Annotated in this window: 1 protein-coding gene; it reads right to left on the reverse strand. The window is 74.8% G+C overall.

The genetic code is table 11. The features are described 5' to 3' along the window. Nucleotides 1-12 precede the first annotated feature (12 nt). Complete coding sequence (locus tag ACWD3C_RS26775; RefSeq protein WP_451148150.1) at nucleotides 13-14,943, reverse strand: type I polyketide synthase; 14,931 nt, start codon at nucleotides 14,941-14,943, stop codon at nucleotides 13-15. Nucleotides 14,944-14,968: the final 25 nt, after the last annotated feature.

Raw genomic sequence — 14,968 nt, forward strand, 5'->3', positions numbered from 1 at the left:
GCCGTTGCGCGGTCAGGCACTCTCGGTCCCCAGTGCCAGCCGTACGAGGCCGTCCACGTCCATCTCCTGGATGCCGGCCGCCCGCCCGGACGAGTCCGGTGCGCCGCCGTCGCGGTCCGACGGCCCGTCCCCGGCCAGCCGCAGCAGTGCCTCCAGCAGGCCGGAGCTGCGCAGCTTGTCCAGCGGGATGGTGGACAGGGTGCGGGTGATCTCGTCGTCGGCCAGGGCGGGCGCAGGGGCCTGTGCGGAGGTGGCCGGGGCGAGACGTTCGGCGCAGTACCCGGCGACGGCGGCCGGGCTCGGGTAGTCGAACACCAGGGTCGCGGGGAGCCGGAGGCCGGTCGCCGCGTTGAGCCGGTTGCGCAGTTCCACCGCGGTCAGCGAGTCGAAGCCGAGCTGCCGGAAGGCGCGTTCGGGGTCGACGGCCGACGCTCCGGCGTGGCCGAGCACGTCGGCGGCGTGCGCGCACACCAGGTCGGCCAGGACGGCACGGGCGTCGTCGGCGGCCAGACCTGCCAGCCTCCTGCGCAGCGCGTCGGCCCCGTCGGCGTCGCCGCCGATGGCCGCCGTCCGGCGTGCGGCGCCGCGTACCAGTGCCCGGAAGAGGGCGGGTACGGCGGCGGTGTCCGCCCTGGCCCGCAGCCTGGCCAGGTCGAGCCGGACCGGCACCAGAACGGCGTCGTCCCGTTCGAGGGCGGCGTCGAACAGGGTCAGGCCCTCGTCGGAGGTGAGCGCCCCCACGCCGCCGCGGGCGATGCGCCGCAGGTCGACCTCATCGAGGGTGCCGGTCAGGGTGGAGCGCTCGGCCCACATGCCCCAGGCCAGCGACTGGCCCGGCAGGCCCTGGGCGCGGCGGTGCTGGGCCAGCGCGTCCAGGAAGGCGTTGGCCGCGGCGTAGTTGCCCTGCCCGGAGCTGCCGACGGTGCCGGAGGCGGACGAGAAGAGCACGAAGGCGGCCAGCGGCAGGTCCCGGGTCAGTTCGTGCAGGTTGAGTGCGGCGTCCGCCTTGGGGCGCAGGACGTGGTCGAGGCGCTCGGGAGTGAGGGAGCCGATGACTCCGTCGTCCAGGACGCCGGCCGAGTGGACCACCGCGGTCAGCGGGTGGGCGTCGGGGATGCCCGCGAGCAGTCCGGCGAGCGCGTCCCGGTCGGCGGTGTCGCAGGCGGCGGTCTCCACCTGGGCGCCCAGGGTGGTGAGTTCGTCGACCAGGGCGGCCGCCTCGGGGGTGTCGGCGCCGCGCCGCCCGGTCAGCAGCAGGTGACGTACCCCGTGCTCCGTGACCAGGTGTCGGGCCACCAGCCCGCCGAGGACGCCGAAGGCACCCGTGACCAGCACCGTGCCCTCGGGGTCCCACGGCTTGACGGCGGCGCCGTCGGTGTCCGCCGCCGGTGTCCTGGTCAGGCGGGGCGCGAGCGTCCGTCCGTCACGCACCGCGAGCTGGGGTTCCGTGGCGGCCAGGGCGGCGGGCAGGGCCTTGAGGGCCTCGGCCGGGTCCTCGGCGTCGACGAGGACCAACCGGTCGGGGTGTTCGGACTGCGCGGAGCGCACCAGTCCCCACACGGCGGCTGCGGCCAGGTCGCCGATGTCCTCGCCGGGTGCGGTGGCGACACCGCCCCGGGTCATCAGGACCAGACGGGTGTCGGCCCAACGGTCGTCGGCCAGCCACGCCTGCAGCAGCCGCAAGGTGTCGGCGAGCGCGGTGCGGGCCGCGTCAGCGCTGTTCCCGCCGGGCGGGCAGGCCGTGACGACTACGTCGGGCACGGCGGCTCCCGACTCCACGGCGGCGGTGAGCGCTTCGAGGTCCTCGTGGGTCTCGGGCAGCAGGTACAGGGCGCCGAGCGCGGCCCACCGCCCGACGGGCGGCTCGGCGGTGGCGGGCAGGGCGGTCCAGTCGAGCCGGAACAGCGAGTCGCGCCCCTGGGCCGTGGCGCCGCGCAGGGCGTCCACGGCGATCGGGCGGATGGCCAGCGCGGCCACGTCGGCGACCGGTCGGCCGGCTGGGTCGGCGGCGGCCAGCGCCACCGAGCCCGTGTCGTCGTAGCTCAGCCGCACGCGCAGTTCGGTCGCCCCGGAGGCGTGCAGGCGTACGCCTTCCCAGGAGAAGGGCAGCCGGGCGGTGCCGGGCTCATCGGTCTGGTCGGCGCCGTCCGGGGTGGCCAGCCACAGGCCGTGCAGGGCGGCGTCCAGCAGCGCGGGGTGCAGGCCGAAGTCGGCGGCCCGGGTGTGCTGGTCCTCCGGCAGCCGGACCTCCACGTAGACGTCCTGGCCCAGGCGCCAGGCGGCGTGCAGGCCGTGGAAGGCGGGACCGTAGCCGTAACCGGCGTCCGCGAACCGCTCGTAGAGGCCGTCCACGGGCACGGGTTCCGCTCCGGCGGGCGGCCAGGCCGCGCCGTACGGGTGGGCCGTCGGGTGGTCGGACCCGGCGGGAGCGAGGACGCCGGTGGCGTGCCCTGTCCACGGGGTGCCGCTGCCGTCCTCGCCTCGGGAGAACACGCCGAGCGTGCGCCGTCCGGTGTCGTCGGGCGCGCCGACCCGCACCTGGATCTGGACGGCGGCGTCCCGGTCGAACACCAGCGGCGCCTGGAGGGTCAGTTCCTCGACCCGGGGGCAGTCCGCCTCGTCCCCGGCGCGTACGGCCAGTTCCACGAAGCCGGTGCCGGGCAGCAGGACCACGCCGGAGACCGCGTGGTCCGCGAGCCAGGGGTGGGTGCGTGTCGAGAGGCTGCCGGTGAGCACGAGGTCCCCGGTGTCGGCGACCTCGACGGCCGTGCCGAGCAGCGGATGACCGGTGGCGCCGGGCCCGCGGGGCGTCGCGGCGGGCGGCTGGATCCAGTAGCGGCGACGCTGGAAGGCGTACGTCGGCAGCTGGGCCCTGGTCTCGCCGGGGAACGCGGCCGTCCAGTCGACCACTCCGCCGCGCACCCACAGTTCGGCCGCCGACAGCAGGACGCGCCGCAGTCCGCCCTCGTCGCGGCGCAGGGTGCCGAGTACGACGGCCTCGCGCCCGGCGGCCTCGGCGGTCTCCTCGATGGCCATGGTGAGCACGGGGTGCGGGCTGACCTCGACGAAGGAGGTGAAGCCCTCGGCGGCCAGGGCGCGGACGGCGGGGTCGAAGCCGACGGTCCGACGCAGGTTGCGGTACCAGTAACCGGCGTGCATCTGGGCGGTGTCCAGCCAGCCTCCGTCCTCGACCGTGGAGTACAGCGGCACCTTGCTCGGCATCGGCCTGATGCCGGCGAGGGCGTCCATCAGTACTCCGTGGATCTCTTCGACGTGCTCGGAGTGCGAGGCGTAGTCCACGTCGATGCGCCGGGCTCGTACGCCCTTGGCCTCGCAGTCCGCGAGCAGGGCGGTGAGGGCGTCGGAGTCGCCCGCGACCACGGTGGTGGTGGGGCCGTTCAGCGCGGCGACCGACAGGGCGCCGGCCCAGCGGGCGAGGGCGGCCTGTGCCTCGTCGGCGGGGAGGGACAGCGAGGCCATGCCGCCGCGTCCGGCCAGCGCGTCGAGCGTCTTGCTGCGCAGGGCCACGACCTGGGCGCCGTCCTCCAGGGACAGCGCGCCCGCCACCACCGCGGCGGCGATCTCGCCCTGGCTGTGGCCCACGACGGCGTCCGGCACCACCCCGAACGACCGCCAGACCTCCGCCAACGACACCATCACCGCGAACAGCGCCGGCTGGACCACATCGACCCGGTCCCACGCACTGCCCGAGCGCACGGCGTCCAGCAAAGACCAGTCCACGAAGGGGGCCAGAGCCCGCTCGCACTCCTCCATCCGGGCCGCGAACACCGGCGACTCGTCCAGCAACTCCCGTGCCATACCGGCCCATTGGGAGCCCTGGCCGGGGAAGACGAAGACCGTGCGGCCCACGGTATCGGCGACGCCGCGTACGAGGTCGGGGGCGGTGCCGCCGTCGGCGAGCGCGGTCAGCGTGGCGGGCAGCGGGGTGCCGTCGCCGACGAGGACGGCGCGGTGCTCGAACGCGGTACGGGTGGCCAGGGCCCGGCCGATGCCGACGGGCTCGCTGTCCGGCGCCTCGGTGAGGTGGGCGGTCAGCCGCTCGGCCTGGCCGCGCAGGGCGTCCGGGGACTTCGCGGACAGCGGCCAGGCGACGGACTGGGCCGGAATGGTGTCGGAGTCGACCGGCACGTGCCCGGTCTCCTCCGGCGCCTCTTCCAGGATCGCGTGCACGTTGGTGCCGCTCATGCCGAACGCGGAGATCCCGGCGCGGCGCGGGCGGCCGGTCTGCGGCCACGGGGTCGGGTCGGTGACCACGTCGACGGCGCCGGCCGTCCACTCGACCTGCGTCGAGGGCTGGTCGACGTGCAGGGTGGGCGGCACCTGACCGCGCTGGAGCGCCAGGACGGTCTTGATCACGCCGGCGACGCCCGCGGCGGCCTGGGTGTGGCCGATGTTGGACTTCAGGGAGCCGATCAACAGCGGGCGGCCGTCGGCGCGTTCCTGGCCGTACGTGGCGAGCAGGGCCTGGGCCTCGATGGGGTCGCCGAGCTTGGTGCCGGTGCCGTGTGCCTCGACGACGTCGATGTCGGCCGCCGAGAGCCGGGCGTTGGAGAGGGCGGCGCGGATGACCCGCTGCTGGGAGGGGCCGTTGGGCGCGGTCAGGCCGTTGCTGGCGCCGTCCTGGTTGACGGCGCTGCCGCGCAGGACGGCGAGCACGGGGTGCCCGCGGCGCCGTGCCTCGGAGAGCCGTTCGAGCAGGATCACGCCGACGCCCTCGGCCATCCCCATGCCGTCGGCGGCGTCGGAGAACGCCTTGCAGCGGCCGTCGGCGGCGAGGCCTCGCTGGCGGGCGAAGCTGATGATGGCGCCGGGGCTGGACATCACCGCAACGCCGCCGGCCAGGGCGAGTGAGCAGTCGCCGGCGCGCAGGGCCTGGGCGGCGAGGTGCACCGCGACGAGAGATGCGGAGCAGGCCGTGTCGACGGTGACCGCCGGGCCCTCCAAGCCCAGGGTGTAGGAGATCCGGCCGGAGATCACGCTGGCCGCGCTGCCGGTGAGCAGGTGGCCCTCGTTCTCCTGGGTCTGGGCCACCGAGGCGCCGTAGTCCTGGTAGTTGACGCCGGTGAAGACGCCGGTGTCGCTGCCGCGCAGGCGTTCCGGGTCGAGACCGGCGCGTTCGAAGGTCTCCCAGGAGGTCTCCAGGAGCAGCCGCTGCTGCGGGTCCATGGCGACGGCCTCGCGCGGGGAGATGCCGAAGAAGTCGGCGTCGAACTCACCGGCGTCGTAGAGGAATCCGCCGTGCCGCACATAGCTGGTGCCGGGCTGGTCCGGGTCGGGGTCGTACATCGCCTCCAGCGGCCAGCCGCGGTCGGTCGGGAACTCCGAGACGACGTCGCCGCCTTCCTCCAGCAGCCGCCACAGTTGTTCGGGGGTGTGCACCCCGCCGGGGAAGCGGCAGCTCATCGCGACGATCGCGATCGGCTCGTCGGCCGCCGCGGCGCCGACGGGCGCGGGCTCCTGGGTGGTGGGGGCTTGGCGCTCGCCCAGTACCTCGGCGCGGATGTGCTCGGCGAGCACGGCCGCGGACGGGTAGTCGAAGACGAGGGTGGCCGGGAGCCGCAGGCCGGTGGCGGTGCGGAGCCGGTTGCGCAGTTCGACGGCGGTGAGCGAGTCGAAGCCGAGTTCCTGGAATGCCTTGCCGGGGCGCAGCTCCTCCGGGGACTCGTGGCCGAGGACGGCGGCCGCGTGGGTGCGCACCAGGTCCAGGGTCACGCGGCGCTGCTCGGCCTCGGCCAGCCCGTCCAGCCGCTCCCGCAGCACGTTGGCGGCCGGCGTGGCGGCGTCCGTGCCGGGTGCGGCGGCCTCCTCCAGCTGACGCCTGGCCTCCGGTACGCCGGTGAGCAGACGGCTGGGGCGTACGGAGCCGAAGACGGCCGCGAACTGCTCCCAGTCGACGTTGGCAAGGGCAATGACCGTCTCGTCGTCGTCGAGTGCCTGCTGGAGTCCGGCGAGCGCGAGGTCGGGCTCGATGAGCGGCAGGCCCTGCTTTTGGACTCGGTAGAAGTCGGAGTCGTCGACGGTCTCGCGGACGGCCCACGGGTTGGCGGCGGCCCAGACACCCCAGTCGACAGTGGTGGCGGTCAGCCCCCGGGCCCTGCGGTGTTCGGCGAGGGCGTCGAGGTAGGCGTTGCCGGCGGTGTAGGCGGCGTGGTTGCTGCTGCCCCAGACGCCTGCGATGGAGGAGAACAGCACGAAGGCGTCGAGTTCGCGGTCGAGCAGTTCGTCCAGGTGCCGGGCCCCGTCCGCCTTGGCGGCGACGACCTCGGCGAAGGCGTCGAGCGGGGTGTCGTCCAGGGAGGCGAGCTGGATGTAGGCGGCGGCGTGGAACACGGCGGTGACAGGGGTGCCCTGTTCCTCCATTCCGGCGAGCAGGCCGGCGACCTGGTCGCGGTCGGCGACGTCGCAGGCGGGCAGGGACAACTGGGCGCCCAGCTCGGCGAGTTCGGCCCGCAGTTCGTCCGCTCCGGGTACGTCGGCGCCGCGCCGCCCGGGGAGGACGAGGTGCTCGGCGCCGCCCCGGGCGAGCCAGCGCGCGACGTGCGGCCCGAGGGCGCCCGTGCCACCGGTGACGAGGACGGTGCCCCGGGGCTTCCAGGCGGGCCGGTTGCCGGGCAGGCGGGGTGCGCGGACCAGGCGGCGGGCGAGCAGTCCGGCGGTGCGAACGGCGAGCTGGTCCTCGCCGGTGACACCGGCCAGAGCCGCGCGGAGCCGGTCGCGGGACAGGGAGTTGAGGGTCGGCGGCAGGTCGACCAGGCCACCCCAGCGGGTGGGGTGCTCCAGGCCGGCGACCATGCCGGTGCCCCAGATCAGTGCCTGGTCGGGGGCGGTGAGCGGGTCGGTGTCGCCCGTGGAGACGGCGCCATTGGTGGCGCACCACAACGGGGCCTCGATACCGAGGTCGCCGAGCGCCTGGACGAGGACGAGGGTGAGGGCCGAGCCGGCGGAGACCGCGGGATGGTCGGGGTGCGGCCGTCCGGCGACCGCCAGCAGCGACAGGACACCCTGCGGGGTGTGTCCGTCCAGGGCGGTGGTGAGCCGTTCCGCGAGGGTGGCGCGGTCGACGTCCGCGTCCGCGAGCCGCACGGCCACGGCTTCGGCTCCGGCTTCGGTGACGGCCGCGACGGCGTCCCGTACGAGCTGGTCGTCCTCGTGCCCGTCGGGCAGGACCAGCAGCCAGGTGCCGGACAGGGGGGCGGCGGGCGGGTCGGGCACCGGCTGCCAGTCGACGCGGTAGCGCCAGGTGTCGACTGCGGCGCCCTCCCGCTGCCTGCGGCGCCAGGCGTTCAGGGCGGGCAGCACCGTGCCGAGCGTCTCGGTGTCCACCGCCAGGTCTCCGGCGGCCTCGGCGGCGTCGCCGCGTTCGACGATCCGCCAGAACTCGGAGTCGACCTCGTCCATGGTGCCCGGTTGAGCGGTCGGCTCGGCGGCCTGGAGCCAGTAGCGCCGGTGTTCGAACGGGTAGGTGGGCAGGTCGGTGCGGTGGGCGCCGGTGCCCTCGAAGAGGACCGGCCACAGTACCGGGACTCCGCGCACCCACAGTTCGGCGGCCGAGGTGAGCGCGCGGGCGAGGCCTCCCTCGTCGCGGCGGAGCGTGCCGGTCACCACGGTCTGCGGGGCTTCGGCGGCCTCCAGGGTGTCCTGGACGGACATGGTGAGGACCGGGTGCGGCGAGACCTCGACGAAGACCTGGTGCCGCTGCTCGGCGAGGGCGCGTACGGCGCCGTCGAACTCCACGGTCTCGCGCAGGTTCCGGTACCAGTACCCGGCATCCATCGCGGTGGTGTCGAGCCAGTCCCCGGTGAGGGTGGAGAAGAGCGGCACCTGCCCGGCGACGGGCTCGATGCCGTCCAGCGCCTCGAGCAGCTCCTCGCGGATGCGTTCGACGTGCGCGGAGTGGGAGGCGTAGTCCACCGCGATGGTGCGGGCCCGTACGCCCTCCTGTTCGCAGACGGTGATCAGCTCGCGCAGGGCCTCCGGATCGCCGGAGACCACGACCGCGGACGGTCCGTTGACGGCGGCGACGGAGAGGCGCCCGGACCACCGGTCGACGAGTTCGACGGCGCGCTCGCGCGGGACGGCCACGGAGACCATGCCGCCGTGCCCGGCAAGGGAGAGGATCGCGCGGCTGCGCAGGGCCACGACCTTGGCACCGTCGTCCAGGGAGAGGGCTCCGGCGACCACGGCGGCGGCGATCTCGCCCTGGCTGTGGCCCAGTACGGCGTCGGGCTCGACGCCCCAGGAGCGCCACAGGGCGGCCAGCGAGACCATCACGGCCCACAGCGCGGGCTGGACCACGTCGACCCGTTCGAAGGGGGGTGTGTCCGGCTCGCAGCGCAGCACGGCGTCGAGCGACCAGTCGACGTATGGCTTCAGGGCCTGCTCGCACGCGGCCATGGAGGCGGCGAACACCGGTGAGGTGTCCAGCAGTTCCACCGCCATGCCGGCCCACTGGGCACCCTGGCCGGGGAAGACGAACACCCGGCGGCCGTCGGTGTCGGCCACGCCGCGGATCAGCCCGGGGGCGTCCTCGCCACCGGCCAGTCCGTCCAGGGCGGTCGACGGAGCGCCGCCCTCGGTGCCGAACAGCACCGCGCGGTGTTCGAAGGGGGTGCGGCCAGTCGCCAGCGAGTAGCCGGCGTCCAGCGGGTCTGCGGCTCCGTCCCGGGCGAGGAGGTCGCGCAGCCGCTGGGCCTGGTGGGCCAGTGCCTGCGGTGACCTGGCGGAGAGCACCCAGGGCACGACCGGGGCGGCGGGTGCGGGCTGCGGCTCCGGTTCGCCGTCGGGGGCGGTCGGGGCCTGTTCGAGGATGGCGTGCACGTTCGTGCCGCTGAAGCCGAAGGAGGAGATGCCCGCCCGGCGGGGTGCGCCGGTCTCCGGCCAATCGCGGGCCGCGGTGAGCAGTTCGACCTCGCCGGAGGCCCAGTCGACGTGCGGGGAGGACTCTTCGGCGTGCAGGGTGCGCGGGAGCACCCCGTGCCGCAGGGAGAGCACCGTCTTGATCACTCCGGCGACTCCGGAGGCGGCCTGGGTGTGGCCGATGTTGGACTTGAGCGCGCCGAGCCACAGCGGGCGGCCGTGCGGGCGGTCCTGTCCATAGGTGGCCAGCAGGGCGTCCGCCTCGATGGGGTCGCCGAGGGTGGTGCCGGTGCCGTGCGCCTCGACGACGTCGACGTCGGCGCCGGTCAGCCCGGCGTTGGTGAGCGCCTGTCGGATGACCCGCTGCTGGGCGAGGCCGTTGGGGGCGGACAGGCCGTTGCTGGCGCCGTCCTGGTTGACGGCGCTGCCGCGCAGCACGGCGAGCACCGGGTGGCCGTTGCGGCGGGCATCCGAGAGGCGCTCCAGGAGCACCACGCCGACGCCTTCGGCGAGGCCCATGCCGTCCGCCGAGGCGCCGAAGGCCTTGCACCGGCCGTCGGCGGCGAGGCCGCGCTGCCGGGAGAAGCCCACGAACACGCCCGGGGTGGCCATCACGGCGACGCCGCCTGCCAGGGCGAGCGAGCAGTCGCCGCCGCGCAGGGCCTGCGCCGCCAGGTGCATCGCGACCAGCGAGGAGGAGCAGGCGGTGTCGACGGTGACCGCCGGGCCCTCCAGACCGAGGGTGTAGGCGACGCGCCCGGAAACCACGCTGGCGGCGCCACCCGCGACCAGGTGCCCTTCGCCGCCCTCGGGCGACGAGCCGGCGAGCGAGGTGTAGTCCTGGTAGTTGACGCCGGCGAAGACGCCCGTGGAAGTGGTGCGCAGGGACGCCGGGTCGATGCCGGCCCGTTCGACGGCCTCCCAGGAGGTCTCCAGGAGCAGCCGCTGCTGCGGGTCCATGGCGACGGCCTCGCGCGGCGAGATACCGAAGAAGGCCGGGTCGAAGTCGCCCGCGTCGTGCAGGAAGCTGCCTTCCCGGACGTACGAGGTGCCCTGGTGGTCGGGGTCGGGGTGGTAGAGGCGGTCCAGGGGCCAGCCCCGGTCGGCGGGCATGCCGGACAGCACCTCGCCGCCGTCGGCGAGCAGCTGCCACAGCCGCTCCGGGGTGTCGATGCCACCGGGGAAGCGGCAGCTCATCGCGACGATCGCGATGGGCTCGTCGGGGTCCGCGACGGGGACGACGGCCGCTGAGGTCGCCAACGGGGCGGTGTCGCCGAGGAGTTCGGTGCGCAGGTGCTCGGCGAGGAGGGCCGCGCAGGAGTAGTCGAAGACGACGGTGGCGCGCAGCCTCAGGCCGGTGACCGCGTTGAGCCGGTTGCGCATCTCGACGGCGATCAGCGAGTCGAAGCCCAGTTCGCGGAAGGCCCGGTCGGGCAGGAGGGCGTCGGCGGACTCGTGGCCGAGGACGGCGGCGGCGTTGGTGCGGACGAGTTCCAGCAGGGTGCGGCGGACCTCCGGCTCGGGCAGTCCGGCCAGGGTGCGGCGCAGCTCGGAGGCACCGTCGGCACCGGCCGGATCCGGTTCGGTCAGGTCCTCGGCGGAGGCCAGGGCGCGGACGTCGGGGAGATCGGCGATCAAGGGGCTGGGCCGTACCGAGGTGAAGACGGGCACGAAGCGCGCCCAGTCGACGTCGGCGACCACGACGACGGTCTCGTCGTCGTCCAGGACGCGCTGGAGTCCGGTGATGGCCAGGCGCGGGTCCATGAAGGGGATGCCGCGTTCCAGCAGGGCGCGTTCGAGGTCGCTGGTGGCCAGTCCGCCGCCCTCGGCGCTCCAGATGCCCCAGACCACGGAGGTGGCGGCCAGTCCGCGGCCGCGACGGTGGGCGGCCAGGGCGTCCAGGTACGCGTTGCCCGCCGCGTAGGCGGCGTGGTCGGCGCTGCCCCACACGCCGGAGACGGAGGAGTACAGGACGAAGGCGTCGAGGTCGGTGTCGGCGAAGACAGCGTCGAGGTTGGCGGCGCCCTGGACCTTGGCGGCCAGGGTGACGTTCATGCTGGACGGGTTCTCGTCGCGTACGGGGAACAGCTGGGCGGCCGCCGCGGTGTGCAGGACGGCGCGGACAGGGTGGCCGTCGGCGGCGACCCGGTCGACGAGCGCGGCCAGTGCCTCGCGGTCGGTGATGTCGCAGGCGGCCAGGGTCACCCCGGTGCCCAGGGCGGCGAGTTCGGCCTCCAGCTCGGCGGCGCCGGGAGCGTCGGCGCCCCGGCGGCTGACGAGGACCAGATGGTCGGCACCGACTTGGGCCAGCCAGCGGGCGGCGTGCGCGCCGAGCCCGCCCGTGCCGCCGGTGACGAGGACCGTTCCGGACGGCCGCCAGGCGGTGCGGTCGCCGTCGGGGGCGGAGGGGGCGGCGCGGACCAGTCGGCGGGCGTGTGCGCCGGAGGGCCGTATCGCGATCTGGTCCTCGTTGCCGGCCCCGGCCAGGATGTCGGCGAGCTGGTGGCCTGCCCGTTCGTCGCACTGCTCCGGGAGGTCGATCAGACCGCCCCACAGGCTCGGGTGTTCGAGTGCCGCGGTGCGGCCGAAGCCCCAGGTGAGGGCCTGGACCGGGTGGGGCACCGGGTCGGACGGGTGCACCGGGACGGCGCCCGTGGTGACGCACCACAGCGTGGTACGGACCCCGAGGTCGTCAAGCGCCTGGACGAGAGCGGTGGTGAGCGCCAGGCCGACGGGCAGGGCGGGCAGGCCGTCGTGCGGCCGCTCGTCCAGGGCCAGCAGGGACAGCACTCCGGCGGGGGCGGTTTCGATGCCGGGGCCATCGGCCGGCGGCTCGCCGGCGGGAGCGGATTCCGTGCCGGGCCTGGCGGCCAGCAGTTCGCGCAAGTGGTCGGTGAGCCGTGACCGGTCGGTGTGGGTGTGGTTGAGGACGACGAGTTCGGGGTCGGCGCCGCGCTCGCGGAGGGCCTCGACGGCACGGGTCACCGCCTCGTCGTCGGCGTGGCCGTCCGGGACGAGGACCGGCCAGCGGCCCTGCAGCGGTGCGGCGGTCCGGGCGGTGAGCCGCTGCCAGTTGATGTGGTAGCGCCAGCCGTCGAGGACGGCCCGGTCGCGGCGGTTGCGGCGCCAGGTGGAGAGGGCGGGCAGGACGTCGCTCCAGCTGGCGGCCTCGACGCCGAGCGTGGCGGCGACGGCGGCGACGTCCTCGCGTTCGACGGCGGCCCAGAAGGCGGCGTCCGCGGGGTCGGTGGCCTCCGTCGCGGTGCCGGGCCGGGTCTGCGGCTCCAGCCAGAAGCGGCGGTTCTGGAAGGCGTACGTCGGCAGTTCGACCCACTCGGGCCGGTGACCGGCGAAGACGGCCGCCCAGTCCAGCCGCACGCCGTGCACATGCACCTGGGCGAGGGCGGTGAGCACCTGGTGCAGGCCGCCCTCGTCTCGGCGCAGGGTGCCGGTGACCAGGGCCGGCGGGGCCGGGACCGCCGCGTCGGGGTCGGCGAGGTCGTCGAGGATGTCCTGCGTCGGCACGGTGAGGACGGGGTGCGGGCTGATCTCGACGAAGACGGAGTGGCCGCGCCGGACGAGGTCGCGTACGGCGGCGTCGAACTCGACGGTCTGCCGCATGTTGCGGAACCAGTACGCGGCGTCCAGGCCGGTCGTGTCGAACGGACCGCCTGTCACCGTCGAGCAGAACGGGATCACGGAGGCGGCCGGCCGGACGGGGGCGAGCGCGTCGAGCATGCGGTCGCGCAGCGGGTCCATGTGCGCGCAGTGGCCGGCCACGTCGGCGGCGACGCGTCGTACCCGTATCTCGCGTTCCTCGCACTGCTGGAGGAACTCGTCCAGGGCCTCGGGGTCTCCGGCGACGACCGCCGAGGCCGGGCCGTTGACGGCGGCGACCGACAGGCGGCCCTCCCAGGCCCGCAGGCGGTCCCGCAGGGTGTCGGCGGGCAGCGCCACCGAGGCCATGCCACCGGTGCCGGACAGTTTCAGCTGGGCGAGGCTGCGGACGGCGACGATGCGGGCGGCGTCGGCGAGCGACAGGGCTCCGGCGACGTACGCGGCGGCGATCTCGCCCTGGGAGTGGCCCACGACGGCGTCGGGCTCGACTCCGTACGACTGCCACACGGCGGCGAGCGAGACCATGACCGCGAACAGCACCGGCTGTACGACGTCGATGCGGTCCAGCGGCGCGGCGTCCGTTTCCCCGCGCACCACCGCGGACAGCGACCAGTCCAGGTGCGGGGCGAGGGCCTGTTCGCACTCGGCCATGCGGGCGGCGAACACCGGTGACTCGTCGAGGAGTTGGCGGGCCATGCCCACCCACTGCGAGCCCTGGCCGGGGAAGACGAACACGGTCTTGCCGTCGCCCGCGCCGGTGCGGCCGGTGACCGTCTCGGCGGCGCTGCTGCCCGCGGCGACGGCGGCGAGCCCGCGCAGGAAGCCGTCGGGCTGGTCGGCCACCACGACGGCTCGGTGCTCGAAGGCGGAACGGGAGGTCGCGAGGGAGTGGCCGATGTCGGCCGGGCGGAGGCCGGGGCGGTCGGCGAGCCAGGAGGCGAGGCGGGCGGCCTGGTCGCGCAGCGCCTCGGGGCTGCGGCCGGACAGCAGCCAGGGCACGGTCGGCTGGGGTTCCGCGACCGGCGCGGCCTGCGGCTCGGCCTCGGGCGCCTGCTCGTCGGCGCTCTCCTGCTCGGCCTCGGGCGCCTGCTCGATGATCACATGGGCGTTCGTGCCGCTCATGCCGAACGAGGAGACGCCCGCGCGGCGCGGCCGGTCGGTCTCGGGCCAGTCGCGCCGCTCGGTGAGCAGCCGTACGCCGCCGGAGCTCCAGTCCACGTGCGGGGTCGGAGCGTCCACGTGCAGGGTCTGCGGCAGGACGCCCTGCCGGATCGCCATGATGACCTTGATGACACCGGCGAGGCCTGCGGCGGCCTGGGTGTGGCCGATGTTGGACTTGACCGAGCCGAGCCAGAGCGGGTGGTCCTCGGGGCGGTCCTGGCCGTAGGCGGCGAGCAGGGCGTCGGCCTCGATGGGGTCGCCGAGCCGGGTGCCGGTGCCGTGTGCCTCGACGGCGTCGACGTCGGCCGGTGCCAGCTGGGCGTCGGAGAGGGCGGCCCGGATGACCCGCTGCTGGGAGGGGCCGTTGGGGGCGGTCAGGCCGTTGCTGGCGCCGTCCTGGTTGACGGCGCTGCCGCGCAGTACCGCGAGCACCGGGTGGCCGTTGGCGCGTGCGTCGGAGAGCCGCTCCACCAGGAGCACACCGACGCCCTCGCCCCAGCCGGTGCCGTCGGCCGCCGCCGCGAAGGGCTTGCTGCGGCCGTCGGCGGCGAGACCGCCCTGGCGGGAGATCTCCACGAAGGCGCCTGGCAGGGCCATCACGTTGACGCCGCCGACGAGCGCCAGCGAGCACTCGTCGTTGCGCAGGGACTGCGCCGCGAGGTGCAGTGCGACCAGCGAGGCGGAGCAGGCGGTGTCGACGGTGACCGATGGCCCCTCCAGGCCCATGACGTAGGAGATGCGCCCCGACATGACGCTGATCGCGTTGCCGGTCATCAGGAAGCCCTGGACGCCCTCGGGCGCCCCTTCGGCCAGCGACATGTAGCCCTGGTCGATGGAGGCTGCGAACACGCCGGTACGGCTGCCGCGCAGCGAGACGGGGTCGATGCCGCCCCTTTCGACGGCTTCCCAGCACGTCTGGAGCATCAGCCGCTGCTGCGGGTCCATGGCCAGCGCCTCGCGGGGCGAGATCCCGAAGAAGTCCGGGTCGAAGCCGCCGGCGTCGTCCAGGAAGGCTCCCGTGACGGGTACGCCGGAGCCGGACAGCCGGGCGGCGTCCCAGCCCCGGTCGGCGGGAATCCCGGCGTAGGTGTCGCGGCCGTCCGCCACCAGTTTCCACAGGTCCTCGGGGCTGTGCACCCCACCGGGGAAGTGGCAGCTCATCGCGACGACGGCGATGGGTTCACGGCTGCGCTCCTCGACGTCGCGCAGCCGTCGCCGGGTCTGCTGCAGGTCGATGGTCACGCGGTTGAGGTAGTCGCGGAGCTTCTGCTCGGTCTGGTCACTCACTGTGCATCCTCGCCTTCTCCTGGAA

The sequence above is a fragment of the Streptomyces sp. NPDC002845 genome (assembly GCF_053591955.1).